Origin of the sequence: Actinomadura kijaniata NBRC 14229 (assembly GCF_001552175.1) — a bacterium.
Taxonomy (GTDB): Bacteria; Actinomycetota; Actinomycetes; order Streptosporangiales; family Streptosporangiaceae; genus Spirillospora; species Spirillospora kijaniata.
In genome coordinates, this window is sequence record NZ_BCQR01000190.1 from 1 (window position 1) to 22,394 (window position 22,394).

General features: G+C 73.5%; 25 protein-coding genes. 14 read left to right on the top strand and 11 right to left on the bottom strand.

The window, feature by feature from the left end; genetic code table 11:
* Positions 1-211 precede the first annotated feature (211 nt).
* Entirely contained in the window at positions 212-727 is a 516-nt protein-coding gene (locus tag AKI01S_RS41235; protein ID WP_067831160.1) for a SigE family RNA polymerase sigma factor, read from the top strand.
* A 5-nt stretch (positions 728-732) separates the two neighbouring features.
* On the top strand, positions 733-1,452 hold the full coding sequence (locus tag AKI01S_RS41240; RefSeq protein WP_067831161.1) for a hypothetical protein: 720 nt from the start codon (positions 733-735) through the stop codon (positions 1,450-1,452).
* Here the strand turns inward: AKI01S_RS41240 and AKI01S_RS41245 are convergent.
* Both AKI01S_RS41245 and AKI01S_RS41250 read right to left on the bottom strand, forming a co-directional pair.
* On the bottom strand, positions 1,437-1,817 hold the full coding sequence (locus tag AKI01S_RS41245; RefSeq protein WP_067831163.1) for a phosphomannose isomerase type II C-terminal cupin domain: 381 nt from the start codon (positions 1,815-1,817) through the stop codon (positions 1,437-1,439). The two genes, AKI01S_RS41240 and AKI01S_RS41245, sit on opposite strands and share 16 nt — an antisense overlap.
* Complete coding sequence (locus AKI01S_RS41250) at positions 1,817-2,479, bottom strand: TetR family transcriptional regulator (RefSeq protein WP_067831164.1); 663 nt, start codon at positions 2,477-2,479, stop codon at positions 1,817-1,819. The genes AKI01S_RS41245 and AKI01S_RS41250 overlap by 1 nt, the downstream gene beginning before the upstream one ends.
* Positions 2,480-2,686: 207 nt before the next feature.
* Here AKI01S_RS41250 and AKI01S_RS41255 point away from each other — a divergent pair, with 207 nt between their 5' ends.
* Positions 2,687-3,295: an acyl-CoA thioesterase gene (locus tag AKI01S_RS41255; RefSeq protein ID WP_157420528.1), complete on the top strand. Its 609-nt coding sequence runs from the start codon at positions 2,687-2,689 to the stop codon at positions 3,293-3,295.
* A 62-nt stretch (positions 3,296-3,357) separates the two neighbouring features.
* Here the strand turns inward: AKI01S_RS41255 and AKI01S_RS41260 are convergent, their stop codons facing one another.
* The 3 genes from AKI01S_RS41260 to AKI01S_RS41270 all read right to left on the bottom strand — a co-directional run bounded on the left by AKI01S_RS41260 (position 3,358) and on the right by AKI01S_RS41270 (position 6,769).
* Positions 3,358-3,825 carry a phosphatase domain-containing protein gene (locus AKI01S_RS41260; RefSeq protein WP_067831165.1) on the bottom strand — a complete coding sequence of 156 codons (468 nt, stop codon included), beginning with the start codon at positions 3,823-3,825 and terminating at the stop codon, positions 3,358-3,360.
* 82 nt (positions 3,826-3,907) lie between these two features.
* On the bottom strand, positions 3,908-5,137 hold the full coding sequence (locus tag AKI01S_RS41265; RefSeq protein ID WP_067831166.1) for an acyl-CoA dehydrogenase family protein: 1,230 nt from the start codon (positions 5,135-5,137) through the stop codon (positions 3,908-3,910).
* Positions 5,138-5,305: 168 nt separating this feature from the next.
* Positions 5,306-6,769, bottom strand: a complete 1,464-nt coding sequence (locus AKI01S_RS41270) for a hypothetical protein (RefSeq protein ID WP_157420529.1) — start codon at positions 6,767-6,769, stop codon at positions 5,306-5,308.
* Between AKI01S_RS41270 and AKI01S_RS41275 the strand changes: the two genes are divergently transcribed.
* On the top strand, positions 6,768-7,574 hold the full coding sequence (locus AKI01S_RS41275; RefSeq protein WP_245681999.1) for a glycosyltransferase family 2 protein: 807 nt from the start codon (positions 6,768-6,770) through the stop codon (positions 7,572-7,574). The genes AKI01S_RS41270 and AKI01S_RS41275 overlap by 2 nt on opposite strands.
* A gap of 70 nt (positions 7,575-7,644) precedes the next feature.
* Here AKI01S_RS41275 and AKI01S_RS41280 read toward each other — a convergent pair whose 3' ends face one another.
* Positions 7,645-9,081 (bottom strand): XRE family transcriptional regulator, encoded by a 1,437-nt coding sequence (locus tag AKI01S_RS41280; RefSeq protein WP_067831170.1) that lies wholly within the window; start codon positions 9,079-9,081, stop codon positions 7,645-7,647.
* A gap of 151 nt (positions 9,082-9,232) precedes the next feature.
* Here AKI01S_RS41280 and aceA point away from each other — a divergent pair, with 151 nt between their 5' ends.
* From aceA to AKI01S_RS41305, 5 genes are all read left to right on the top strand, one after another.
* Positions 9,233-10,516 (top strand): isocitrate lyase, encoded by a 1,284-nt coding sequence (gene aceA / locus AKI01S_RS41285; protein ID WP_067831171.1) that lies wholly within the window; start codon positions 9,233-9,235, stop codon positions 10,514-10,516.
* A gap of 256 nt (positions 10,517-10,772) precedes the next feature.
* Complete coding sequence (locus AKI01S_RS41290; protein ID WP_067831173.1) at positions 10,773-12,209, top strand: M1 family metallopeptidase; 1,437 nt, start codon at positions 10,773-10,775, stop codon at positions 12,207-12,209.
* Between the two features lie 93 nt (positions 12,210-12,302).
* A complete protein-coding gene (locus AKI01S_RS41295; protein ID WP_067831175.1) occupies positions 12,303-13,091 on the top strand; it encodes an ABC transporter permease in 789 nt (262 codons plus the stop codon).
* Positions 13,084-13,887: an ABC transporter permease gene (locus AKI01S_RS41300; RefSeq protein WP_067831176.1), complete on the top strand. Its 804-nt coding sequence runs from the start codon at positions 13,084-13,086 to the stop codon at positions 13,885-13,887. Before AKI01S_RS41295 ends, AKI01S_RS41300 begins: the two co-directional genes overlap by 8 nt.
* A gap of 1 nt (position 13,888) precedes the next feature.
* A complete protein-coding gene (locus AKI01S_RS41305) occupies positions 13,889-14,863 on the top strand; it encodes an ABC transporter ATP-binding protein (RefSeq protein ID WP_067831177.1) in 975 nt (324 codons plus the stop codon).
* A gap of 35 nt (positions 14,864-14,898) precedes the next feature.
* Here AKI01S_RS41305 and AKI01S_RS41310 read toward each other — a convergent pair whose 3' ends face one another.
* Entirely contained in the window at positions 14,899-15,369 is a 471-nt protein-coding gene (locus tag AKI01S_RS41310) for a hypothetical protein (RefSeq protein WP_067831178.1), read from the bottom strand.
* Positions 15,370-15,587: 218 nt separating this feature from the next.
* Here AKI01S_RS41310 and AKI01S_RS41315 point away from each other — a divergent pair, with 218 nt between their 5' ends.
* The 5 genes from AKI01S_RS41315 (at position 15,588) to AKI01S_RS41335 (ending at position 19,816) form a co-directional block, all read left to right on the top strand.
* Positions 15,588-16,280 (top strand): hypothetical protein, encoded by a 693-nt coding sequence (locus tag AKI01S_RS41315; protein ID WP_157420530.1) that lies wholly within the window; start codon positions 15,588-15,590, stop codon positions 16,278-16,280.
* A gap of 14 nt (positions 16,281-16,294) precedes the next feature.
* Entirely contained in the window at positions 16,295-16,876 is a 582-nt protein-coding gene (locus AKI01S_RS41320; RefSeq protein ID WP_067831180.1) for a hypothetical protein, read from the top strand.
* A gap of 164 nt (positions 16,877-17,040) precedes the next feature.
* Complete coding sequence (locus AKI01S_RS41325) at positions 17,041-18,447, top strand: aldehyde dehydrogenase family protein (protein ID WP_067831181.1); 1,407 nt, start codon at positions 17,041-17,043, stop codon at positions 18,445-18,447.
* 173 nt (positions 18,448-18,620) lie between these two features.
* The gene (locus AKI01S_RS41330; protein ID WP_067831183.1) at positions 18,621-19,370 is read left to right on the top strand and encodes a hypothetical protein; all 750 of its coding nucleotides are present in this window, start codon (positions 18,621-18,623) and stop codon (positions 19,368-19,370) included.
* A gap of 44 nt (positions 19,371-19,414) precedes the next feature.
* Entirely contained in the window at positions 19,415-19,816 is a 402-nt protein-coding gene (locus AKI01S_RS41335; RefSeq protein ID WP_067831184.1) for a YkvA family protein, read from the top strand.
* 34 nt (positions 19,817-19,850) lie between these two features.
* Here the strand turns inward: AKI01S_RS41335 and AKI01S_RS41340 are convergent, their stop codons facing one another.
* From AKI01S_RS41340 to AKI01S_RS41355, 4 genes are all read right to left on the bottom strand, one after another.
* Positions 19,851-20,180: a DMT family transporter gene (locus AKI01S_RS41340; protein WP_067831185.1), complete on the bottom strand. Its 330-nt coding sequence runs from the start codon at positions 20,178-20,180 to the stop codon at positions 19,851-19,853.
* Positions 20,181-20,209: 29 nt separating this feature from the next.
* Positions 20,210-21,067, bottom strand: a complete 858-nt coding sequence (locus AKI01S_RS41345) for a cytochrome c biogenesis CcdA family protein (RefSeq protein WP_067831186.1) — start codon at positions 21,065-21,067, stop codon at positions 20,210-20,212.
* On the bottom strand, positions 21,064-21,936 hold the full coding sequence (locus AKI01S_RS41350; RefSeq protein ID WP_218010022.1) for an LLM class flavin-dependent oxidoreductase: 873 nt from the start codon (positions 21,934-21,936) through the stop codon (positions 21,064-21,066). The genes AKI01S_RS41345 and AKI01S_RS41350 overlap by 4 nt, the downstream gene beginning before the upstream one ends.
* Before the next feature lie 34 nt (positions 21,937-21,970).
* The coding region (locus AKI01S_RS41355) for a helix-turn-helix domain-containing protein (RefSeq protein ID WP_169814102.1) at positions 21,971-22,394 on the bottom strand (424 nt) is incomplete at its 5' end.

The window sequence follows — 22,394 nt, forward strand, 5'->3', positions numbered from 1 at the left end:
GGCGTACTGGCGGGCCGACGCGGTCGTGCTCGGCCCGCACCCGCGCGCGGAGCACCTGCGCGCCACCGTGGAGGCGCTGCTCGGACCGGGCGTCCGGGAGGGCGGCGTGTGGGTCTGGAGGGTCCGGCCGTGACCGTTTCCCGCACTATGATCACTTCCCTTCCCCGCCGTCTCCCGCAGCGGGCCGAGGGCTCCCGAGGGGCACGCCGCCGTGCGACCGGACGACGAACGCGACTACGAGGAGTACGTGGCCCGCGCGCTGCCCGGGCTGCGGCGCGTCGCGCACCTGCTGTGCGGCGACCCGCACCGCGCCGACGACATCGTGCAGACCGCGCTGACCAGGCTGTACCTGCACTGGCGGCGCGCCCGCGCCGCCGACGACCTCGACCGCTACGTGCGGCGGATCCTGGTGCGCTCGTTCCTCAACGAGCGCCGCCTGTCCTGGGCGCGGGTCCGCCTCACCGGCGCGCCCGCCGACACCCCCGACCCGCCCGCCACCGACCCGTCGGACGTGGAGACCCGCACCGTGCTGCGGGCGGCGCTGGAGCGGGTGCCGCCGAAGCAGCGGGCCGTGCTGGTACTACGGTTCCTGTGCGACCTGCCGGTCGCGGAGGTCGCCGCCGTGCTCGGCTGCTCGGAGGGGAACGTCAAGAGCCAGACCGCCCGCGGCCTGGCCCGGCTGCGCGCGCTGCTGGGCGACCGGGCCCCGACGCTGGAGGAAGGGTAGCCGCGATGGACGAGCAGGAACGTGAGGGCGCGCGGCTGCTGGGAGGGCTGCGCGGGTTCGAGCCGCCGGCCGCGGGCGGCGACCTGGCCGGGCGGGCGGTGCGCGCCGGACGGCGCGGGGCCCGGCGGCGGCGCGCCCTGGGCGCGGCCGCGTCGGCCGCGGCGATCTCGGGGGTGGCGGTCGTCTCGGTGCTGGCCGGGCGGGAGATGCTCGCCCCCTCCCCCGAACCGGCCGCGGGCCGTTTCACCGAGGGCCGGCAGGAGTTCCTGGTCGGCCGCGCGGGCGGGTTCGCCCCCATCGCCTACGACGCGGGGGCCGACGTGCAGCGGATCACGCTGCGTCCCGAGCGGCCGAACACCTCGCCGCGCGCCGACGCGCTGGTGGAGATGTACCCCAAGGGAGCGCTGCCCGCCGGGCTCGACGCTCCCCCCTCCGGGAGTGCCGCTCCCGACGTCCACGGCCGCCCTGCCCGCTGGCTGGCCTCGCCGGTGCTGCGGACGGGGGCGGTGGAGATGGCGTGGGAGTGGCGGCCGGGGGCCTGGGGGTTCGTGTCGCTGAAGGGCGCGGGCGCCGAACGGGAACGGGCGCGGCTGGTCGCGCTCAGCGTCGTTCCCCGGGGCACCCCCGGCATCACTCCCACGGGCGGGCTCACGCCCTCCGGAGACCCGAGCCCGTCCGGCAGCCCGACCGGAAGCGCGGGGCCGACCGGTCAGGCGCGGCCGTAGGAGTCCTCCAGGCGTTCGATGTCGTCCTCGTCGAAGTGGCCGAACGCGATCTCCATCACGCGCACCGCCGGGCCCGCCGAGCCCAGCCGGTGGGTCTCCCCCGCCCGGATGAACACCCGCTCGCCCACCTCCGGCTCGATGCGGCGGCCCGCGACCTCGAACACCGCGCCCGGGTCGAGCGCCACCCACAGCTCGTCGCGGTCCCGGTGGCGCTGCAGGCTCAGCCGCTGCCCCGGGTCGACGTGGATCAGCTTGACGGTGGTGGGCTCGTTGAGCGTGAAACGCTCGAAGCCGCCCCAGGGACGCCGGTCGGTCTCGACGGCGGGTTCGGGGCGCGGTTGGGTCTGCACGGTCACCTCGTTCATCACTCCTGGAACATTTCGAGCACCCGGCCCTCGGCCGTGGTGGAGAGCCGGGCCGCGGGCAGCCCGCCGAGGATCAGGTCGGCCAGGCCGTCGACCACGGCCTCGCGCGGCACCTCGTCGGCGTGGTCGAGCCACCAGTCCCCCGCGGTCTGGACCATGCCGACCACGGCGTGCCCCCACACGTAGGCGCGGGTGCGGTCGGCGGGGCCGTCGCCCAGCCCGCCCTCGGCGACCAGCACCTCGGCCAGCTCCCGGCTCACCCCGCGGATCATCGTGCTCATCGCGCTGTGCGTGGCCGCGTCCTCGGCGCTGGCGCGGTGCATGAGGAACCGGTACAGGTGCGGGTTCGCCGAGATCGTCGCCAGATAGGTGTCGATCGTGGAGCGGGTGCGGGCGCGCATCGAGCCGGGCCGGGAGAACTCGGCCTGGATGCCCTCGACCAGCCTGCGGGTGTGGCGTTCGGCGAGCGCCTGGTACAGGCCGCTCTTGTCGCCGAAGTGGCGGTACAGGATCGGCTTGCTGATCCCCGCCTCCGCGGCGATCGACGCCATCGACGCCTCCGGGCCCTCCCGCTGGATGACCCGGTCGGCCGCCTCCAGCAGGGCACGGCGGCGCCCGGGATCGCGCCGCGATCCCGTCCCGTCCCCGTTCGTGCCCGTCATGGTCCGATCACCTTAGTCCAGCCCCGGGACAGGTCCGGCTCCCGGGCGACGGGCCAACGGTCCGCGCCCGGTCCGCGCGAGCGCCCCGGCGGCCTTCCCCGTCCGCGACACACGAAACATTGAGTGATCAACTGCTTGCTCTCGGTATTCGGCCGCCCTAACTTCGAGGTGGTCTCCGCAGTCCCCTTCCGAAACACGAGGTGATCCATGTCCGGCGAGCCCGCCAGCGTCCGCGTCCTGCAACGCATCGAACTCTGCGACACCGACGTCACGGGCCACTACCACCACTCCACGGTGATCCGCTGGGTGGAGGCCGCCGAGCAGACGCTGCTGCACCGGCTCGGCCTCGACCACCTTCCGATCATGCCCCGGGTCCACTACAGCGCCAGCTACCGGCGGCGGCTGTGGCGGCACGAGGTCGTGGAGACGCGGCTGCGCGTCGCGGAGGTGGGCCGCACCTCGATGCGCTACCTGTTCGACGTGTGCGGTTCCGACGGCCCCTCGGTCGACGGCACCCTCACGGTGGTGAAGATCGAGGCCGACAGCGGCTCGGCGCACCCCTGGAGCGACCAGGAGCGCAAGGTGCTGCTGGAGTCCGGCCCGCAGGAGGACGACCTGCCGCACCCCGGCCCGGCCCGCACCGGGCTGCCGCGCACCGGCCCGCGGCGCTCCGGCCTGCCGCGCGTCCCGGCCCAGCGCGGTCCCTTCCAGGGGAGCGTTCCCGAGTCCGCCGCGCACCCGGTCGCGGCGCTGTCGCCGGGCGCGGTCCGGCCCGCCCGGCCCACCGCCGACGCCTGGGGCATCGGCTTCGGCTGAGCCGGGCCGATCCCGCGCGGTCGCCTCCCGCGTCCCCCATGGCGCCGGGAGGCGGCCGGGGCTCAGAAGTCCCCCTCGGCGACCTGGAGGACGGTCAGGCCGAGGCGGCGCCACATCGCGACCACGCTGGCGCGGTCCTCCAGGACGGCGGTGACCGGCCCGACCGGCGCGATCCCGCGTTCGTACAGTTCGCGCTTGACGACGGTGTCGCGGCGGCGGTCGCCGTCGGCGCGCATCAGCAGCGCCTCCCCGGGGACGCCGACGTGCTCGGCGATCCAGGCGCGGGTGGCGTCGCGGCAGGCGTCCGAACGGCCGGACAGGTAGACGACGCGGTGCCCCGCGGTGGCGAGCGCCCGGACGACGGTGATGACGGGCGGGTTGGGCGCGTCCTCGCCGACGCGCGCCCAGTCGTAGGGCGTGCGGGCACCGGGGCCGGTGCCGCGCAGCGCGACGGTGCCGTCGATGTCGACCAGGAACAGGCCCGGGTCGGCGGGGGCGGGCCGGGCCCGCCGGCCCTGCTCGTCGGTCATGGTCTCCCTCTTTCGCCCGCGGGCCCGACCGCGGCCGGGCGCGGAGGGGCCCGGCCGGGGACGGGTCGTCACGGACGGGAGGTCACCGGACCGGCAGGCCGGTGATGGTGCGGCCGATGACCAGGCGCTGGATCTCGCTGGTGCCCTCGAAGATCGTGAAGATCTTGGAGTCGCGGTGCATGCGCTCCACCGGGTACTCGCGGGTGTAGCCGTTGCCGCCGAGGATCTGGATGGCCTCCTCGGTGCAGCGGACGGCGGCCTCGGAGGCCATCAGCTTGGCCATCGAGCCCTCGGCGCTGGTGAAGTCCTTGCCGTTGCGGGCCATCCAGGCCGCCCGCCACACCATCAGCCGGGCGGCGTCGATCTGGCACTTCATGTCGGCCAGCTTGAACGCGACGGCCTGGAAGTCGCCGATCTTCTTGCCGAACTGCTCGCGCTCGCGGGCGTACTGCAGGGCGTAGTCGTAGGCCGCCCGCGCGACGCCGAGGGCCATCGCGCCCACGGTCGGGCGGGTGGTCTCGAACGTCTTCAGCGCGGCCTGGCCCTTGGTGCTCTTGCCCTCGCGCACCCGCGCGATGCGCTCGTCGAACCGCTCCTTGCCACCGATGATCAGGTGGCCGGGGACGCGCACGCCGTCGAGGATGACCTCGGCGGTGTGGGAGGCGCGGATGCCGTGCTTCTTGAACTTCTGGCCCTGCTTCAGGCCCGGCGTGTTCGGCGGGACGATGAAGCTGGCCTGGCCCCGGGTGCCGAGCTCGGGGTGGACCGAGGCGACCACGACGTGGATGTCGGCGATGCCGCCGTTGGTGGCCCAGGTCTTGGTGCCGTTGAGCACCCACTCGTCCTTGGCCTCGTCGTAGGCGGCGCGGGTGCGGATGGAGCCGACGTCGCTGCCCGCGTCGGGCTCGGAGGCGCAGAACGCGCCGAGCTTCACGTCGTCGGCGGTGCCGAACATCTGCGGCACCCACTCGGCGACCTGCTCGGGAAGGCCGGTGGCGGCGATGGAGGCGGCGGCCAGGCCGGTGCCGACGATCGACAGCGCGATGCCCGCGTCGCCCCAGAACAGCTCCTCGAACGCGACCGGGATGCCGAGCCCGGTCGGCTCCAGCCACTGGGTGGCGAAGAAGTCCAGGGAGTAGATGCCGACCTTGGCGGCCTCCTGGATGAGCGGCCAGGGGGTCTCCTCGCGCTCGTCCCACTCCTCGGCGGCGGGCCGGATCACGTCGCGCGCGAACTCGTGCACCCACTGCTGGACCTCGCGGACGTCCTCGCTCAGCTCCAGCGAGAACGGCGTCGCGTCGGTGCTCGTCATCTTTATTGACCCTTTCTCCAATATCACCTGTTACCAACGGTAGCACCTTCGCGCGTCACCTGGGGTAACGCGGTGACGGCCGTCACCGGACGTTCCCTCCGGGAACAACCGGGCCCCGGCGTCCGCGAGGTCGCCGGGGCCCGGGAGCGCGGGCTCAGGAGCGCGAGCTCAGGAGGGCGGCGCGGAGCGCGCGGCCGGCCGGCCGCGTCGCCGGCTCCAGGGCGGCCCCGCGGCGGCGGGCGCCGAGAACGGGTTCAGGCGGCTGCTCATCCGCCGGATCAGCGTCAGCGCCAGGCCGAAGCTCAGCACCATCAGCGTCAGCATCGTCCCCGCGAACTCCCAGGGGTGGTTGGCCAGCACCTTCTCGGGCCCGCCGCCCAGCACATCGCCGAGCACCCCCTTGATCGACTCCTGGAGGCTCAGCACCATCGCCGCCGCGCCGACCGAGGCGCCGACCAGGCCGCCGGTCCAGTCCGACAGGGTGTCCAGGCGCTCCTGGAACCAGGTCAGGTTCGCCCGCACCTGGCGTTCCAGGTCGCCCAGGTCGCGCAGCAGGATCTCGCTGGTGTAGTGCCCGCGGATCGGCTCGATCAGCTGGCCGATGCGGTCGTGCAGCACGTAGTCGTCGGTGGTGCTGGCCACCATGTGCTGCCAGCGCTCCAGCTGCGCGCGGGTGATGGTGAGGCGTTCGGTGAGCACCCGCTGGGTGTCGCGCTGCACGCAGCGCAGGGCGGCGCGGCGCAGGGTCAGGTACTCCAGCAGCTGGGTCCGGTCGGGATCCATCACGTCGGTCTCCCCGTCGACCGTTCCCGACAGCAGCAGGGTCAGCGCCTGGTTCTCGGTGAGGTACCAGCGGTCCAGCGTCTCCCGGCCCAGGGCGACCGGGACGGCCCGGATGTCGCCGCGGCCCGGGAACATCAGGGAGTCGATGACGCCCTGCCACTCCCGTTCCCGGTCCAGCGCCCCGGCCAGCGGGCCGAGCCGCGGGTTCACGATTTCGAACTGGACGCCGAAGCTCACCGGAAAAGGATGCCCGACATAACCCTCGCGATAAAGCTCGTGCAATTTCTCGCAACCCTGGATTCCCTCGGACGCCCATTCGGCGATGTGCGCCCCGGACGAGCGGCCGTGGGCGCGTTCGTAGAAATCAAGGAAGATCCAGTTCATGGCGCACCGGACGTTGCCCTCCACGACGCGCCCCTGCGGCACATGCCAGCGCAACGGATAGCCGGTGACCCACATGGCCCGTTCCAACTGGCCGAGGACCTCGGCGGTCACGGGCCCCTCGTACTCCAGCCGGTCGGCCCGTAGGGTGAGCCTGACCACCATGAAGCCGGAGGAGTGCACGAGCAGGTGACCCCGCACCCGCCCCGCGACGGGACGCTCCCCCGCCGCCAGCCGCAGCGTTCCGTCGAACCGGAGGCAGGGCAGGCGCAGCCGCGCCACATGGCCGAACCGCAGCGTCTGGATGTCGAAGAACGCCTGCTCGTCGACGTCGACGACGTCGGTCCCGGCTCCGGCGCCGCCGGTCGCCACCAGGGCGCCGGGAGCGGTGTGAGCGAGGTCACCGAGGTCGTAGGCCCGAATCCAGCTAATAGTCCAGTCAGGGGGTATTTGTCCCGCGATGTTCATGATCGCGATCGTAGCCCACAATGAAGAGCCCTATCTGGCCAACGCCATTTCCCAGGCGCGCGCGGCGGCCGATCCGCAAACCCGGATCGTCGTCGTGGACAGCGCCTCCACCGACGGCACCGCCGAACGCGCGAGGGCGCTCGGCTGCGAGGTGATTTCCGCGCCTCTCGGAAAAGGCGCGGCAATGGCGGCGGCCGCACGCGCGGCCGACGCCGAATGGCTCTGCTTCCTGGACGCCGACATCGTCGAGGACGGCGTGAACATCCCCCTCACCCTGCGGCGCGCGGTGGAGGCGGCCGACCCCGGCACCGCGATGGTGGTCGCCGACTTCGACGACCCGCCGCCCCCGCCGGTCCTGAGCGCCACGATCGCGCTGTACGGGCCGCTGGTGCGGGCGCTGTTCCCCGAGGCCGACGGCCGGTTCGGCGGCCGTCCGCTCAGCGGGTTCCGCGCGGTGCGGCCCGAGCTGGTCGGCGACGACGCGCCCCGCGACTTCGGCATCGAGGCGTACCTGAACCTGTCGGCCGCGCTGTCGGGCCGCCCGACGGCGCTCACCCACATCGGCCTGTTCAGGCAGCGTTTCCGCTACAAGGCCGACATGGGCACCGAGATCTCCCGGGCGGTGCTCGACCTCGCCGAGTCCCGCGGCAGGCTCGACCCGGCGCTGCGGGACGAGTGGGACGCCTGGGTGGCGCACGTCATGAAGGTGATCCAGGGCTACCGCGGCGACCTCGGCGAACGGGACGCCTACCTGGAGCGGCTGCACGCGGCGGCGGACCGGCCGCTGCCCCCGCGTTCCCGCTGACCCCGCCGGACGCGGGCCGCGCCGCCACCCGGAGCCGGACGGCGGCGCGGCCCTCACGTGCGGACGTGCCTCACGCGTGGGAGTGGCGGTCCAGGAACTCGTACACGTCGGCCTCGTCCACTCCGGGGAACGCGCCGGGCGGCAGCACCGACAGCACGTGCGAGTGCGCGCGGGCCGACGGCCAGGCCATGCCCTCCCAGCGTTCGGCCATCTCCTTGGGCGGGCGCTGGCAGCAGTCGCCGTCGGGGCAGGCCGACTTGACCCGGTTGGTGGTCTCGCGGCCCCGGAACCAGCGCGAGTCCTCGAACCGCACGCCCAGCGTGATCGCGAAGTCGCGCTCGTGGCTGGGGTCGACGTGCGACAGGCACCAGTAGGTGCCCTTGGGCGTGTCGGTGTACTGGTAGTAGACCGAGAACCGGTCGGGGGCCTCGAACACGTGGCGGCCCGCCCACTGGCGGCACATCCGCTGGCCCTCGATCGCGCCGTCCTCGTCCTGGGGGAAGATCAGCCCGTCGTTGGCGTACGCCTTGTAGATCGTGCCGTTCTCGTCGTTCTTGGTGAAGTGCAGGTGCAGGCCCAGGTGCTGCGTGGCGACGTTGGTGAAGCGGTGCGCGGCCATCTCGTAGGAGACGGCGAACACGTCGGCCAGGTCCTCCACCGACAGCTCCCGGTTGGCCTTGGCCTCCGTCAGGAACGGCACCACGGCGCGCTCGGGCATCAGGATCGCCGCGCCGAAGTAGTTGGCCTCCACGCGCTGGCGCAGGAAGTCGGCGAAGTCGCGGGGCACGTCGTGGTCGAGCGCGATGTGGCCGAGGGTCTGGAGCAGGATCGTGCGCGGGGTGTGCATGCCGAGCTGCTCGCGCTCCAGGTAGATGCGCCGGTTGCGCAGGTCGGTGACCGAGCGCACCGAGCGCGGCAGGTCCTGCACGTACTGCAGGCCGAAGCCGAAGTGGCTGACCAGGGTCATCAGCATGCCCTGGGAGACCGCGCCGCCCCGGTAGCCGACCGCGTCCAGGGTCTGGGCGGCGACCTGCTCGATCTCGCCGAAGTAGTTGCCGCGCTCGTGCATCTGGCGGCGCAGCTCGGCGTTGGCCTTGCGCGCCTCCTCGGGGCTGGCGGTGGGCTTGGTGCGGGAGCGCCGCAGCTCGCCGTAGAGGCTGAGGATGTGCTCGATGACGTCGTTGGGCATCCGCTTGGACACCTTCAGGTGCGGCAGGCCCAGGGACTTGTAGAGCGGGTCGCGCTGCGCCTCCTCCAGCGCGATCTCCAGCTGCGCGCGGCGGCTCGGGGGCTGCCGGCGCAGCAGCTCCTCCACCGGGACCTCCAGCGCGGACGCCAGGGACTGCAGCAGCGACAGTTTGGGCTCGCGGCGCCCGTTCTCCAGCAGGGACAGCTGTGAGGGCGCGCGCCCGACGCGCGCCCCGAGGTCGGCGAGGGTCATGTCGCGGCTGCGCCGGAGGTGGCGCAGGCGCTGCCCGAAGGTGACGAGATCTACGTCACTCGTCAAGTTGAGGGGTTCTTCTGGCCGCAAGGTCGTCACAGGTTCATGCTAGCGAAAAATTCGCAGATCTTTCGTTACTCGCCAGTTTATTTACCGCTTGCATCCGGGGCATAGTCGTGGTCAAGCACCCAGGGGACGACACCGGAAGGGCAGAACCATGAGCGACAGTCGCCTCAAGGGCGCAGCCGACGAGCTGCGGAAGCAGTGGGAGACCGACGAGCGCTGGAAGGGCATCGAGCGGACCTACTCCGCCGAGGACGTCGTCAAGCTGCGCGGCTCGGTCCAGGAGGAGCACACCCTCGCCAAGCTCGGCGCCGAGCGCCTGTGGAAGCTGCTGCACGAGGAGGACTACGTCCACTCCCTCGGCGCGCTGACCGGCATGCAGGCCGTCCAGCAGGTCAAGGCGGGCCTGAAGGCCATCTACCTGTCGGGCTGGCAGGTCGCCGCCGACGCCAACCTGGCCGGCCAGACCTACCCGGACCAGTCCATCTACCCGGCCAACTCGGTCCCGGCCGTGGTCCGCCGCATCAACAACGCCCTGCTGCGCGCCGACCAGGTGCAGTGGATGGAGGGCGGGGGCGACACCCACTTCCTGGCCCCGATCGTGGCCGACGCCGAGGCCGGCTTCGGCGGCGTGCTCAACGCCTTCGAGCTGATGAAGGGCATGATCGCCGCCGGTGCGGCGGGCGTGCACTGGGAGGACCAGCTGGCCTCCGAGAAGAAGTGCGGCCACCTGGGCGGCAAGGTCCTCATCCCGACCTCGCAGCACATCAAGACCCTCAACACCGCCCGCCTCGCGGCGGACATCTCCAACGTGCCGTCCCTGATCATCGCGCGGACCGACGCCGAGGCCGCGACCCTGATCACGACGGACGTGGACGAGCGCGACCGCGAGTTCATCACCGGCGAGCGCACCGCCGAGGGCTTCTACCGGGTCCGCAACGGCATCGAGCCCTGCATCGCCCGCGCCAAGGCCTACGCGCCGTACTCCGACCTGATCTGGATGGAGACCGGCACCCCGGACCTGGAGCAGGCCCGCAAGTTCGCCGAGGCCGTCAAGGCCGAGTACCCGGACCAGATGCTGGCCTACAACTGCTCGCCGTCCTTCAACTGGAAGAAGCACCTGGACGACGCGACCATCGCCAAGTTCCAGCGCGAGCTCGGCCACATGGGCTTCAAGTTCCAGTTCATCACCCTGGCGGGCTTCCACTCGCTCAACAGCGGGATGTTCGACCTGGCCTACGGCTACGCCCGCGAGGGCATGACCGCCTACGTCGAGCTCCAGGAGCGCGAGTTCGCCGCCGCCTCCCGCGGCTTCACCGCCGTCAAGCACCAGCGCGAGGCCGGCACCGGCTACTTCGACGGCGTCAGCACCGCGATCGCCCCGGACTCGTCCACCACGGCGCTCAAGGGCTCGACCGAAGAGGGTCAGTTCCACTGAGCCCCTTCCTCCCCTGGTCCTCGGTCACCCAGGCCCGCTGAGGACGCCGGTCCCCGCCCGGCGCCGAAGGCCCCCTCCGTCCTACACCCGGAGGGGGCCTTCGGCCGTTCCGGGGCCGGGTCCCGGGGGCGCCGACGCACGATCATGGCCGGTGGTTTTCACGGCGACCGCTATCGGCACCTCCGTCGACACATCCCCCGTCACGGGCGAAGGTCGGGCAGAACGTCTCGATCACTCGACGGAGAGGATCAGCACGATGGCGTTTCGCCGCCCACGGACCCTGCTGCCCCTGGCCCTCGCCGCCGCCTGCGTCGCCGCGCTGGCGCCGTCCGCGTCGGCCACCGCCCGCTTCACCCCGGGCGCGGCCGGGCTGGGCGACCCCTACTTCCCGTACCTGGGCAACGGCGGGTACGACGTCCGCCACTACGGGCTGGACACCGCCTACGACCCGGCCACCGACATGCTCAGGGGCCGCGCGGCCATCACCGCCCGCGCGACCCAGAACCTGTCCCGCTTCAACCTCGACCTGTACAAGCTGAACGTGCGGTCGGTCCAGGTGAACGGGCGCGGCGCGAAGTTCACCCGCACCGGGGACCGCGAACTGGTCATCACCCCGCGCCAGGGCCTGCGCAAGCACCGCGAGTTCACCGTGACCGTCGTCTACGACGGCGTCCCGCAGACCCTCGGCGGCCCGATCGTGTTCGGGCTGCCCTACGGCTGGGTCCACACCCCCGACGGCGCGACGGTGACCTCCGAGCCCGACGGCGCCTCCACCTGGTTCCCGGCCAACGACCACCCGCGCGACAAGGCGCTGTTCACCATCCGCACCACCGTGCCCCGGGGCCTGAAGGCCATCGCCAACGGCCACCTGGTCAAGCAGTGGGACGGCCGGGACACCAGCACGTTCGTGTGGCACGAGGACCGCCCGATGGCGCCCTACCTGGCGACCAACTCCATCGGCCGGTTCAACGTGTCCACCACGCGGACGCCCAAGGGCATCCCGCAGCTGGACGCGGTCGACCCGGACGTGGCCGCCCACCCCGACGCGGTCGCCACCCCCCGGCACACCACGCGCGCCACCGACGAGCTGGCCGACTACTTCGGCCGCTACCCGTTCACCACCACCGGCTCGATCGTGGAGAACAACAACGTCCCGCCGCTCAACGTCGGGTTCGCGCTGGAGACCCAGAGCCGCCCGGTCTACCACCGGCCGCGCGCCGAGGGCGTGGTCGTCCACGAGATCGCCCACCAGTGGTTCGGCAACAGCGTCTCCACGCACCGCTGGAAGGACATCTGGCTCAACGAGGGCTTCGCCCGCTGGGTCGAGTGGTACTGGACCGAGCGGCACGGCGGCCAGTCCGCGCAGGTCTCCTTCCAGCAGACCTACGACAACCCGCCCGCGAGCCCGCCCGGACGCCCGGCGTTCTGGGACGTGGTGGTCGCCGACCCGACCCGCGACCAGATGTTCCACGGCGCGGTCTACTCGCGCGGCGGCCTGACGCTCCAGGCGCTCCGCCAGAAGATCGGCGACGAGAGGTTCCTGCGGCTGGTGCGCACCTGGGTGGTGCAGCAGCGGTACTCGACCGCCACCACCGAGGAGTTCATCTCGCTCGCCGAGAAGATCTCCGGGCGGCAGCTGGACGACTTCTTCCGGGTGTGGATCTTCACGCCGGGCAAGCCGACCAGCTGGTGACACCGGACTGACCCCGGGCGGACCGGGGTCTGGCCACAGCAGGACCGCGCGGGGCTCCTCCGAGGGTTCGGAGGAGCCCTATGCTCTCGGCAGGTGGGCGTTCTTCCGTGGGTGGCGTGGTACGGGTTCCGGCGGCACTCCGCCTATCCGCTGAGCGCCCTCGCCGAGGCGACCGCCAACGTCGCGTTCGGCTTCATCCGCGCGTTCGTCCTCATCGCGCTGTGGAACGCCCGGCCCTCCCTCGGCGGCTACGACGCCACCGACGCGGTCACGTTCTGCTTCCTCACCCAGGCGCTCATCGGTCCGGTGCAGATCTTCGGCGGGCTGGAGCTCACCCGGCGCATCCGCGACGGCGACGTGGCGGTGGACCTGCACCGGCCCGTGGACCTGCAGGGCTGGTGGCTGGCCGACGACCTGGCGCGGGCGGCGGCGACGCTGCTGCTGCGCGGCGGTCCCCCGCTGGTGGCGGGCGCGCTGGCGTTCCCGCTGCGCCTGCCCGGGCCGGGGGCGCTGGCGGCGTTCGGCGTCGCGCTGCTGCTGGCGGTGCTGGTGTCGTTCGGGCTGCGGTACCTGGTGGCCCTGGCGGTGTTCTGGGTCCACGACGACCGGGGGCTGTCGTCGGCGGCGCTGGTGATGGGGATGTTCTTCTCCGGGATGATCGTGCCGCTGGTGGCGTTCCCCGGCTGGCTCGGCGAGGCCGCGCGGGCGCTGCCGTGGGCGGCGCTGATCCAGGTCCCGGCGGACGTGTTCCTCGGCAAGCGGACCGGCGCGGACCTGCTGGCGGCGCTGGGGTTCCAGGCGGCGTGGGCGGTGGCGCTGCTGGGCGCGGGGCGCGCGGTGACGGCGGCGGTGCGGCGGAGGCTGGTGATCCACGGTGGCTGAGCCGGTGCGCCTGTACGCGCTGCTGGCGTGGACGTGGATCCGTTCGGCCGCGCGGTACCCGCTGTCGATGGCGCTGCTGACGGTGGGCGTCGCGCTGGTCGGCGCGCTGGATCTGGCCGGGATCCTGCTGCTGTTCGCGCACGCGCCGCGCATCGCCGGGTTCACGGCGGCGGAGGTGGTGTTCCTCTACGGGTCGTCGGCGACCTCCTTCGCGATCTCGGACGTGCTGCTGGGCACCAGCGAGCGGCTCGGGCGGCACATCCGCGAGGGCACCCTCGACACGATGCTGGTGCGGCCGGTCAGCCCCCTCGTCCAGATCGCCACCGAGGACTTCTCGCCGCGCCGGCTGGGCAGGCTCGTCCCGGCGGTCACCGCGCTGGCGCTGGCCCTGCCCCGGCTGGAGACCGCCTGGACGCCGGGCCGGGCCGCGATGGTCGTGGTGATGGTGGCGGCCGGGGCGGCGATCTTCAGCGGGCTGTGGGTGCTGACCTCGGCGCTCCAGTTCGTGCTGATCGACGGGCACGCGGCCACCAAGGCGGTCACCCACGGCGGGTCGTTCCTCACCCAGTACCCGATGACGATGTTCGGGCGGGACCTCGTGCGCGGGGTGACGTTCGTGGTGCCCCTCGCCTTCGTGAACTGGCAGCCCGCGCTGTACGTGCTGGACCGGCCCGACCCGCTCGGGCTGCCGGGGGCGCTGCGGTTCGCCTCCCCGGCCGTGGCCGTCGCGGTGTGCGCGGCGGCGGGCGTCGCGTGGCGGGCGGGGCTGCGGCGCTACCGATCGACGGGGAGCTGAGATGATCGAGGTCGTGGACGCCGTCAAGACGTTCACCGTGCGGCGGCGCGCCGGGCTGCTGCGCCGGGCGCGCACGACGGTGCGCGCGGTGGACGGGGTGTCGTTCCAGGTGGCGCGCGGCGAGTTCGTCGGCTACCTGGGCCCCAACGGCGCGGGCAAGAGCACCACCATCAAGATGCTGACCGGCATCCTCACGCCCTCGTCGGGCACGGTGCGGGTCTGCGGGATGGACCCGGCGCGGCAGCGCACCGCGCTCGCGCGCCGGATCGGCGTGGTGTTCGGGCAGCGCACCACCCTGTGGTGGGACCTGCCGCTGCGCGACAGCCTCGCCCTGGTGCGGCGGCTGTACCGGGTCCCGGCCGGCGCCCACCGCGAACGCCTCGCCGAGCTGACCGGCCTGCTGGAGCTGGAACCGTTCCTGGACACCCCGGTCCGGCAGCTCAGCCTGGGCCAGCGGATGCGCGGCGACCTGGCGGCGGCGCTGCTGCACGCGCCCGACCTGCTGGTGCTGGACGAGCCGACGATCGGGCTGGACGTGGTGAGCAAGGCGACCGTGCGCGGCTTCCTGGAGCGCCTCAACTCCGAGCGCGGCACCACGATCCTGCTGACCACCCACGACCTGGGCGACATCGAACGACTGTGCCGCCGCGTGCTGGTCATCGACCACGGGCGGCTCGCCTACGACGGGAGCCTGGAGCGGCTGCGGGCGACCGTCGACGCGGGCCGGATGCTGGTGGTGGACCTGGAACGGCCGGGACCGCCGGTGGAGGTGCCGGGCGTCGCGGTGGAGCGGGTCGACGGCCCCCGGCAGTGGCTGCGGCTGCCGCGTTCGGTCAACGCCGCCGCCGTCGTCGCCGCGCTCGCCGCCCGCTACGCGATCGCCGACATCACGCTGCGCGAGGCCGACATCGAGGACGTGCTGGCCCGCCTGTACCGGGGCGACCACTCCTACGAGGGCGACCCCCTGGCCCGGTAGCCGCCCGGCGCGGTGGTCAGTGCCCGGCGCGGTGGTCAGTGCCCGGCGGTGGAGTATTCGGCCGGGAGCGGCTCCTCGTCGAGGTGTTCGCCGCCCCAGCGGCGCGGGGCCCAGGTCGGCGCCAGCAGGGCGAAGCCCAGCAGCGCGTACACGCCCGAGCCGAGCAGCATGCGCAGGCCGAAGTCCAGGTCACCGGCGGGCGGGACGCGGGAGGGCAGGCCGAGCGCCCGCCCGGGGTCGACCAGGAAGAGCACCGTCAGGCCCAGCAGCGTCAGCGCGGGGACCAGCGACACCAGCGGCGACGCCCACCGCGCGATGACGATCACCCCGGTGACCAGGCCCACGGCCGCCAGCAGCGCGAACGCCCCGTAGATGCGCGTGTCGTCGGTGATCTGCCCGCCCGCCCCGTCGAAGGACTGCCCCGCCTGCGCGTATCCCCAGGCCGCGCCGTACAGCAGCGCCGGGGTCAGCAGGACGCCGAGCAGGAGTCCGAACGCGTGCCGCATCGGCGACCTCCCCAGAACGAGGCCCCCGCGAAGGGGGTGCGCTCATCACAGCACACCCACCAGCACAACGCAGCAAATCCCACCTAATTCGACAAATGGTGCACCAAAGGAGGTGACCGAATCCCCAAAGTGGGCCCAACCGCAGGCAGGCAGTCCGTTTTGATGGCGAATGTCGGGGCATCGGCGTGGCATTCGTTTCGACGGAAGTTGGAGGACACATGTCGACCGCCGTCATGGTCGTGGTCGCCGTCGTCGTGATCGCCGTCCTCGCCGCGATCGGGTACTTCGCCTGGACGCAGTCGCGCACCCGGCGGCTGCGCCGCAGATTCGGCCCCGAATACGACCGCGCGATGGAGCGCCACGGCAACCGTTCCGCCGCCGAGCGGGAACTGATGTCCCGCGAGCAGCGGCACCAGGAGCTGGAGCTGCGCGACCTCGACCCCCGGCAGCGCGAGCTGTACCGGGAACAGTGGACCCACGTCCAGGAGCAGTTCGTCGACGCGCCGGAGACCGCCGTGGAGCAGGCCGACCGCCTGGTCACGGTGGTGATGGGCGAGCGCGGCTACCCGACCGGGAACTTCGACGAGAAGGTCACGCACCTGTCGGTCGAGCACGGCCGCACGCTCGACCACTACCGGCGCGGCCACGCGATCAGCACCCGCGCCAGCGCCAAGGAGGCCTCGACCGAGGAGCTGCGCCAGGCCATGGTGCACTACCGCGCCCTGTTCGAGGACCTGCTGGCCATCCCGGCCGCGGAGCGGTCGGCGACCCCCTCCCCCGGCCCCGCCGCCGGATCCGCCGGCCCGGCCCGGTCCGCCGACTCCGACCAGGAGCGGGCCGCCGGACCCCGGCACGAGCACACCACCCCGTCCGGTGAGCGGCGCGGCGACGAGCAGACGCCCAGGACCTGAACCGAGGAGCTGACATGCGCAACCCGCTGTCCCGTCACGACAACGAACCCCACGACCCGGCCGCCGAGGAGCTGTCCGCCGACGAGCGCGCCCAGGCGGCGGGCACCGGCGAGGCCGCGGTGACCGGCGACATGCGCGTGGCCGGGCCGCCGCCCGGACCGCGCCCCGACGTGGCGCCGCCCCCGGAGACCGTGCCCGACCTGCCGCGCGAGCAGGTCGCCACGCAGTTCCCCGAGCAGCCCGCCGCCGGGCAGGAGCGGGAGGACGACGGCGGGCCGGGCCGCCGGCCCGCCGAGGACAGGCCCGCCGAGGACAGCCCGGTGGACCGGCTGCTCGACCGCGCCGAGGCCGAGCGCTTCCACGAGCGGTGGCGCGAGGTGCAGTCGGCGTTCGTCGACGACCCGCACGAGGCGGTGCGGCGCGCCGACGAGCTGGCCGCCGAGGTCGTCAACGCCCTCGGCCAGGCCCTCACCTCGCACAAGCGCACGCTGGACGAGCGCTGGCACACCGAGAAGGACGAGCGTCCCGACACCGAGCAGCTCCGCCTGGCGCTGCGCGGCTACCGCTCGTTCCTGGAGCGGATGCTCGACTCCTGAGCCCGCCGGCCACCGCCCGCCGGGAACCCTCTCCCCGGCGGGCGGTCGCGTGCCGGCCGTCCGGGAGGCGGTGACCGTGACACTTCCGGTACGGGGGTGGTGGTCGCCCGCGCGGCCGTGAATACTGAACGGCGTTCGGTATGCCCTCGGAGCGGAGGTCCTGGATGCCTGACCACACGATGACCATCGACGGCCGGGCGGTGGCCGCCGAGCGCGACTTCGGCGTCGTCAACCCCGCCACCGGCGAGGTCGCCGACCGGGCGCCCGACGCCACCCGCGAGCAGCTCGACGCCGCGATGGAGTCGGCGCTGGCGGCGCTTCCGGCATGGCGGCGCGACGAGCAGGCCCGGGTCAAGGCCCTGCACGCGGCGGCCGACGTGCTCTTCGCGCGCTCGGAGGAGATCGGCCGGATCATCACGCTGGAGCAGGGCAAGCCCCTGGCCGACGCGACGATGGAGGTGGTCGGCGCCGGGGTCTGGCTGAAGTACTTCGCCGACCTGGAGCTGCCGCGCGAGGTCATCCAGGACGACGACCGGGCGTTCGTCGAGGTCGTGCGCCGCCCGATGGGCGTGGTCGCGGCCATCACCCCGTGGAACTACCCGCTGCTGCTGGCGATCTGGAAGCTGGCCCCGGCGCTGCGCGCGGGCAACACCATGGTCCTCAAGCCCTCGCCGTTCACCCCGCTGTCCAGCCTGCGGCTCGGCGAGGTGCTGCGCGAGGTGCTGCCGCCGGGCGTGCTCAACGTCGTCAGCGGCGGCGACGACCTCGGCGCCTGGATGACCGGCCACCCGGTCCCCCGCAAGATCAGCTTCACCGGCAGCGTCGCCACCGGCAAGCGGGTCGCCCAGGCCGCCGCGCCCGACCTCAAGCGCGTCACCCTGGAGCTCGGCGGCAACGACCCGGCGATCCTGCTCGACGACGCCGACCCGGCCGCGGTCGCCGACAAGCTGTTCGCCGCCGCGTTCCAGAACAACGGCCAGGTCTGCTCGGCCATCAAGCGCGTGTACGTGCCCGAGTCGCTGTACGCCGACGTGGTGGAGGCCCTGGCCGCCAAGGCGCGCTCGGTGAAGGTCGGCGACGGCATGGCCGAGGGCGTGCAGTACGGGCCCGTCAACAACAAGCCGCAGTTCGAGCGGGTGAACGAGCTGGTCGCCGAGGCGATCGCGGGCGGGGCGCGCGCGGCGGCGGGCGGCCGGCCGATCGACGGCCCCGGTTACTTCTTCGAGCCGACGATCCTCGCCGACGTCGAGGACGGCACCCGGATCGTGGACGAGGAGCAGTTCGGCCCGGCGCTGCCGGTCGTGCGGTACCGCGACCTGGAGGAGGCCCTGAACCGCGCCAACGGCACCCACTTCGGCCTGTCGGGCTCGGTGTGGAGCGCCGACCCCGAACGCGCCGCCGAGGTCGCCGCGCGCCTGGACGCCGGGACCGTGTGGGCCAACACCCACCTGGCGCTCGCGCCGCACCAGCCGTTCGGCGGGTTCAAGTGGAGCGGCGTCGGCGTCGAGAACGGGCCGTGGGGCCTGTACGGCTTCACCGAGCTCCAGGTGGTGCACCGCGCCAAGGGCTGAGCCCGCGACGGTGATGGCGGGTCCGCCCGGATCCGTCATCACCGTTTTCCGACAAAGGTCATGACATCGAGTCCGGATAGTGACATGACCACCACTGGCGGCTCGACGGTTGAATGGGACACTTTCTCCGCGGGGACGTGAAGCCGACGCATCGCCGACCGTGGAGGACCCGGATGCACACGTGGGACGTCATGCGCCAGGACGACAACGGCGTCGAGTACCACATGAACACCCACGACTCGCGGATCTCCGCGCTCGCCCAGGTCCTGGTCATGGAGACCGGCGTCGCGCACAGGCAGACCTACTTCGTCGCCGGTCCGCCCGGTCCCGTCGTCCGCACCAACCGCGACCTGTACCTGCACTTCCTGCACCTGGGGCAGGAGGCGCGGGCGGCCTCGTGGTCGCTGTCGGCGTTCCTGCGGGCGCTGTGGAAGGTCAGCGCCCCGCTGAGCCACCGCGACGCCCTCGAACCCGACGAGGTGGCGGCGCTGTTCAAGGCCGCCGCGACCGTCCCGCCCGCCGACTACGACCCCGAGTGGAGCACCCGCGACCTGGCGCTGCCCGGCGACGAGCCCGACGGGTACGCCGACTGGGAGCGCGTCGTCCTGTCGCAGCTGGCCGACCTGGAGGACTTCCTGACCGCCCCGCCCGGCCCGCAGGCCCGGTTCGGCGTGCGGGCCCCGCGCCCGCCCGGCACCGGGCGCCGCGCGACCCCGCCGACCTGGTGCAACTTCGACCCGGCGACCTACCTGGAGTGCGCGGTGGCCGGCAGCCTCGGCGGCTGGGACGCCGCCGACGGCGCCCGCGTCCCGCTGCCGGGCGGGCCCGGCCAACCCCCGGCCCGTTCGTATGTCCGGGAGATCACCACGATGACCTGGGCGGATCTGGCCCGCATCGCGGTCTGCGGCCAGATGTACGAGTAGGGCGGGACCGGCGGGCAATACCTCATGCGACCGGGGAGGTGACCATGGTCTGGGTCGGGCTCGCGTTGGTCGTCGCCGGGATGGCGGCGGCGTTCGGGTTCGGAGGCGAGGTCGGCGGGGTGAGCCTCGCCCTGGTCGGCGGGGTCGCGATGGCCGCCGGGGCCGTGCTGGCGGTGGCCGGGTTCCTGCGGCTGCGCCGGTCGCGGCTGGCCGGGGCGCGCGTGGTGCGGGACCACTACCGGACCAGCCGCGGCAAGACGTTCGCGATGATCGCGGCGGTGCTGTACATCGTCTCGCCGATCGACGTGATCCCCGACGTGCTCCTGCCGGTGGGGATCGTGGACGACACCACCGCGCTGGCCTGGCTGGTGCTGGCGCTGTGGCAGGAGCACTCGCGCCGGTCGCGGGCCAGGGAGGTCGCGGGCCAGGAAGGTCGCGCGCCGTGAGGGGTGAGCCGTCCCGGGCCCGGGCCCGGCGGGCTCAGCCGTGCCGGACGCCGCCGCCCAGGCTCATCACCACCACGCCCACCACGACCAGCGCCGCGCCCGCGACGCCGAGCGGGCGCACCGGCTCGTCGAACAGCAGCGCGCCGCCCACGAACGCGCCGACGGTGCCCAGCGCCGACCAGATCGCGTAGACCGGGCCGACGTTCAGGGCGGTCAGCGCCTTGGCCATCAGGAAGAACGACACCAGGTAGCCGACCGCCACCACCACCGACGGGACCGGCTTGGTGAAGCCCTCGGAGGCCCGCAGCGACAGGGTCGCGGTGACCTCCGAGGCGATGGCGAGCGCGAGCAGCACGTACGGCATGGGGGTTCTCCCTCTGGTCTGCGGGGTCGTCACCGGTCCGATCCTGCCACCGGCGCGCGGTCCCGTCCGCCCGGCCTGCCGGAACGGCGCCGCGCCAGCCAGACGCCGCCGCCCGCGGCCGCCAGCGCGAGCACGAACGCCACGTCCGGCACCGCGCCGCCGACGCCGCGCGCCCACTGTTCGAGCTCGACCTCGCGGTCGGCGCCGATCGGGCTCGGCAGCCCGGCGGTGCCCTCGGTGGCCAGAAACAGCACGCCGAGGGCGATGAACAGCAGCCCCGACAGCAGCGAGGTGGTGTGCAGGCGCAGCCGCCCGGCCGTGACCGTCCGTCCCCGCAGCCACCGGCGGCGGCCCAGGTCGAACCGGTCCCACAGCAGCGCCAGCGCGAACAGCGGCAGCGCCATGCCGAGGGCGTACAGCGCCATCAGCACGCCGCCGTAGACGGCGTTCCCGCCGACCGCCGCGACGGTGAGGACCGAGCCCAGGATGGGCCCGGCGCAGAACCCGGCCAGGCCGTGGACGGTGCCGAGCAGGTAGGTGGAGACGTGGCCGGTGGGGCGGATGCGCCCGGCCGCCTCCCGCGCCCTCCTCGGCGCGAAGCCCCGGCCGAGGATCTGCGCCGCGCCGAGGGCGACCAGAAGGGCTCCCCCGGCGGTGACCAGCTGCTCGCGGTGGCCGTTGAACAGCCGCCCGGCGACCGCTCCGGCCGCGCCCAGCGGCACCAGCGTCGTCGCCAGCCCCGCGTAGAACGCGCCGGTGCGGGTCAGCAGCGTCACCGGACCGGTGATCGAGTACGCGAAGAACGCGGGCAGCAGCAGCGCGCCGCACGGGCTGAGCAGCGCCAGCGCGCCGCCGAGGAACGCGGCCGGATACCCGATGTCCGTCATCGGCGCGCGGCGGGCGCCACGGCCTCGAACACCTTCGTGTCGGCGTCCCAGTCGGTGCCGGGGCGGGGCCAGTGGACGGCGATGTCGGTGATGCCGATCCCGGCGTAGCGGCCCGCCAGGTCGGCGAACGCCTCCGCCGACTCCAGCCACGGTTCGCCGGTGAACCCGGTCAGCAGCACCCGCCGCAGCCCGGCGGGGTCGCGCCCCTCGGCGGCGCACGCCTCGTCCAGCCGCTCGCCCTGGACGCGGACGAGCTCGAACGGGTCGTCGGCCCCCGGCCCGTTGGCCGTGGTGACCCAGCCCGCGCCCTGCCGGGCGGCCAGCCGCATGCCGCGCGTCCCCGTCGCCGCGATCAGGAACGGGACGCGCGGGCGCTGCACGCAGCCGGGTCCCATGCTCACCTCGCGCGCCGAGTAGTGGGCGCCCTCCACGGTCGTCTCGCCGCCGCGCAGCAGCCGGTCCAGCAGGTCCACCCACTCGGTGAACCGCTCGGCGCGTTCCCGCGGGGTCCACTCCGGGCCGCCGAGGATGCCCCCGTCGGAGGTGCGGGAGGTGCCGCCGGAGCCGATGCCGAGGGTGAGCCGGCCGCCGCTGATGTGGTCGATCGTCCGGGCGGCGTGCGCGGTCGGCACCGGGTGCCGGAAGTTCGGCGAGGTGACCAGGGTGCCCAGCCGGATGCGGGAGGTGGTCACGGCGGCGGCCGCCAGCGTGGTGTAGGCGTCGTACCAGGGCGTGGTGCCCCGCCAGGCGGTGTGGTCGTACACCCACGCGGTGTCGAAGCCCAGCTCCTCGGCCCTCCGCCACAGGTCGCCGGCCTCCGGCCAGGACTGCATGAGCCACATCACGGTTCCGATGCGCGGCTCGGTCACCCGGGTCCCCCGTTCGTTCCGTCGCTTCGCTGTCTCATCCTTCCGCGAGCCATCTTCGCAGCGCCCACCACCAGTGCGCCGCGTGGGGGACGGCGGGGCCGCCGCCGGGGTCGGTCAGGGAGCGGCCGGTGAGGTCGTGGAGGCGGCGCAGGCGGTACTTGACGGTGTTGCCGTGGACGTGCAGCGCGGCGGCGGTGGCCTCGATGCGGCCGCCGTGGTCGAGGTAGGACAGGGCGGTCTCGGCCAGCTCGCGGTGGAAGGCGTCGCCGGGGTCCAGGCCGTCCAGCAGCTCCGCCGCCAGCAGCAGGCCGAGGTCCGGTTCGGCCTCGGTGGCGGTGAGCAGCGCCAGATCGGTCAGCCGCCACAGGCCGGTGAGCCCGGCCGTCTCGCCCGCGCGCAGGGCGCGGCGCACCAGGGCGTAGCGGTCGGCGGCCCGCGCGGGCCGCGCCGGGGGCGCG

Coding starts and splice junctions, on each gene's coding strand:
- AKI01S_RS41275 (WP_245681999.1), top strand. CDS start 6,768: ATGATCGCGATCGTAGCCCACAATGAAGAGCCCTATCTGGCCAACGCC.
- AKI01S_RS41260 (WP_067831165.1), bottom strand. CDS start 3,825: ATGACCGACGAGCAGGGCCGGCGGGCCCGGCCCGCCCCCGCCGACCCG.
- AKI01S_RS41270 (WP_157420529.1), bottom strand. CDS start 6,769: ATGAACATCGCGGGACAAATACCCCCTGACTGGACTATTAGCTGGATT.
- AKI01S_RS41240 (WP_067831161.1), top strand. CDS start 733: ATGGACGAGCAGGAACGTGAGGGCGCGCGGCTGCTGGGAGGGCTGCGC.
- AKI01S_RS41340 (WP_067831185.1), bottom strand. CDS start 20,180: ATGCCGTACGTGCTGCTCGCGCTCGCCATCGCCTCGGAGGTCACCGCG.
- AKI01S_RS41310 (WP_067831178.1), bottom strand. CDS start 15,369: ATGCGGCACGCGTTCGGACTCCTGCTCGGCGTCCTGCTGACCCCGGCG.
- AKI01S_RS41265 (WP_067831166.1), bottom strand. CDS start 5,137: ATGACGAGCACCGACGCGACGCCGTTCTCGCTGGAGCTGAGCGAGGAC.
- AKI01S_RS41305 (WP_067831177.1), top strand. CDS start 13,889: ATGATCGAGGTCGTGGACGCCGTCAAGACGTTCACCGTGCGGCGGCGC.
- AKI01S_RS41330 (WP_067831183.1), top strand. CDS start 18,621: ATGCACACGTGGGACGTCATGCGCCAGGACGACAACGGCGTCGAGTAC.
- AKI01S_RS41255 (WP_157420528.1), top strand. CDS start 2,687: ATGTCCGGCGAGCCCGCCAGCGTCCGCGTCCTGCAACGCATCGAACTC.
- AKI01S_RS41345 (WP_067831186.1), bottom strand. CDS start 21,067: ATGACGGACATCGGGTATCCGGCCGCGTTCCTCGGCGGCGCGCTGGCG.
- AKI01S_RS41245 (WP_067831163.1), bottom strand. CDS start 1,817: ATGAACGAGGTGACCGTGCAGACCCAACCGCGCCCCGAACCCGCCGTC.
- AKI01S_RS41290 (WP_067831173.1), top strand. CDS start 10,773: ATGGCGTTTCGCCGCCCACGGACCCTGCTGCCCCTGGCCCTCGCCGCC.
- aceA (WP_067831171.1), top strand. CDS start 9,233: ATGAGCGACAGTCGCCTCAAGGGCGCAGCCGACGAGCTGCGGAAGCAG.
- AKI01S_RS41335 (WP_067831184.1), top strand. CDS start 19,415: ATGGTCTGGGTCGGGCTCGCGTTGGTCGTCGCCGGGATGGCGGCGGCG.
- AKI01S_RS41250 (WP_067831164.1), bottom strand. CDS start 2,479: ATGACGGGCACGAACGGGGACGGGACGGGATCGCGGCGCGATCCCGGG.
- AKI01S_RS41315 (WP_157420530.1), top strand. CDS start 15,588: ATGTCGACCGCCGTCATGGTCGTGGTCGCCGTCGTCGTGATCGCCGTC.
- AKI01S_RS41320 (WP_067831180.1), top strand. CDS start 16,295: ATGCGCAACCCGCTGTCCCGTCACGACAACGAACCCCACGACCCGGCC.
- AKI01S_RS41325 (WP_067831181.1), top strand. CDS start 17,041: ATGCCTGACCACACGATGACCATCGACGGCCGGGCGGTGGCCGCCGAG.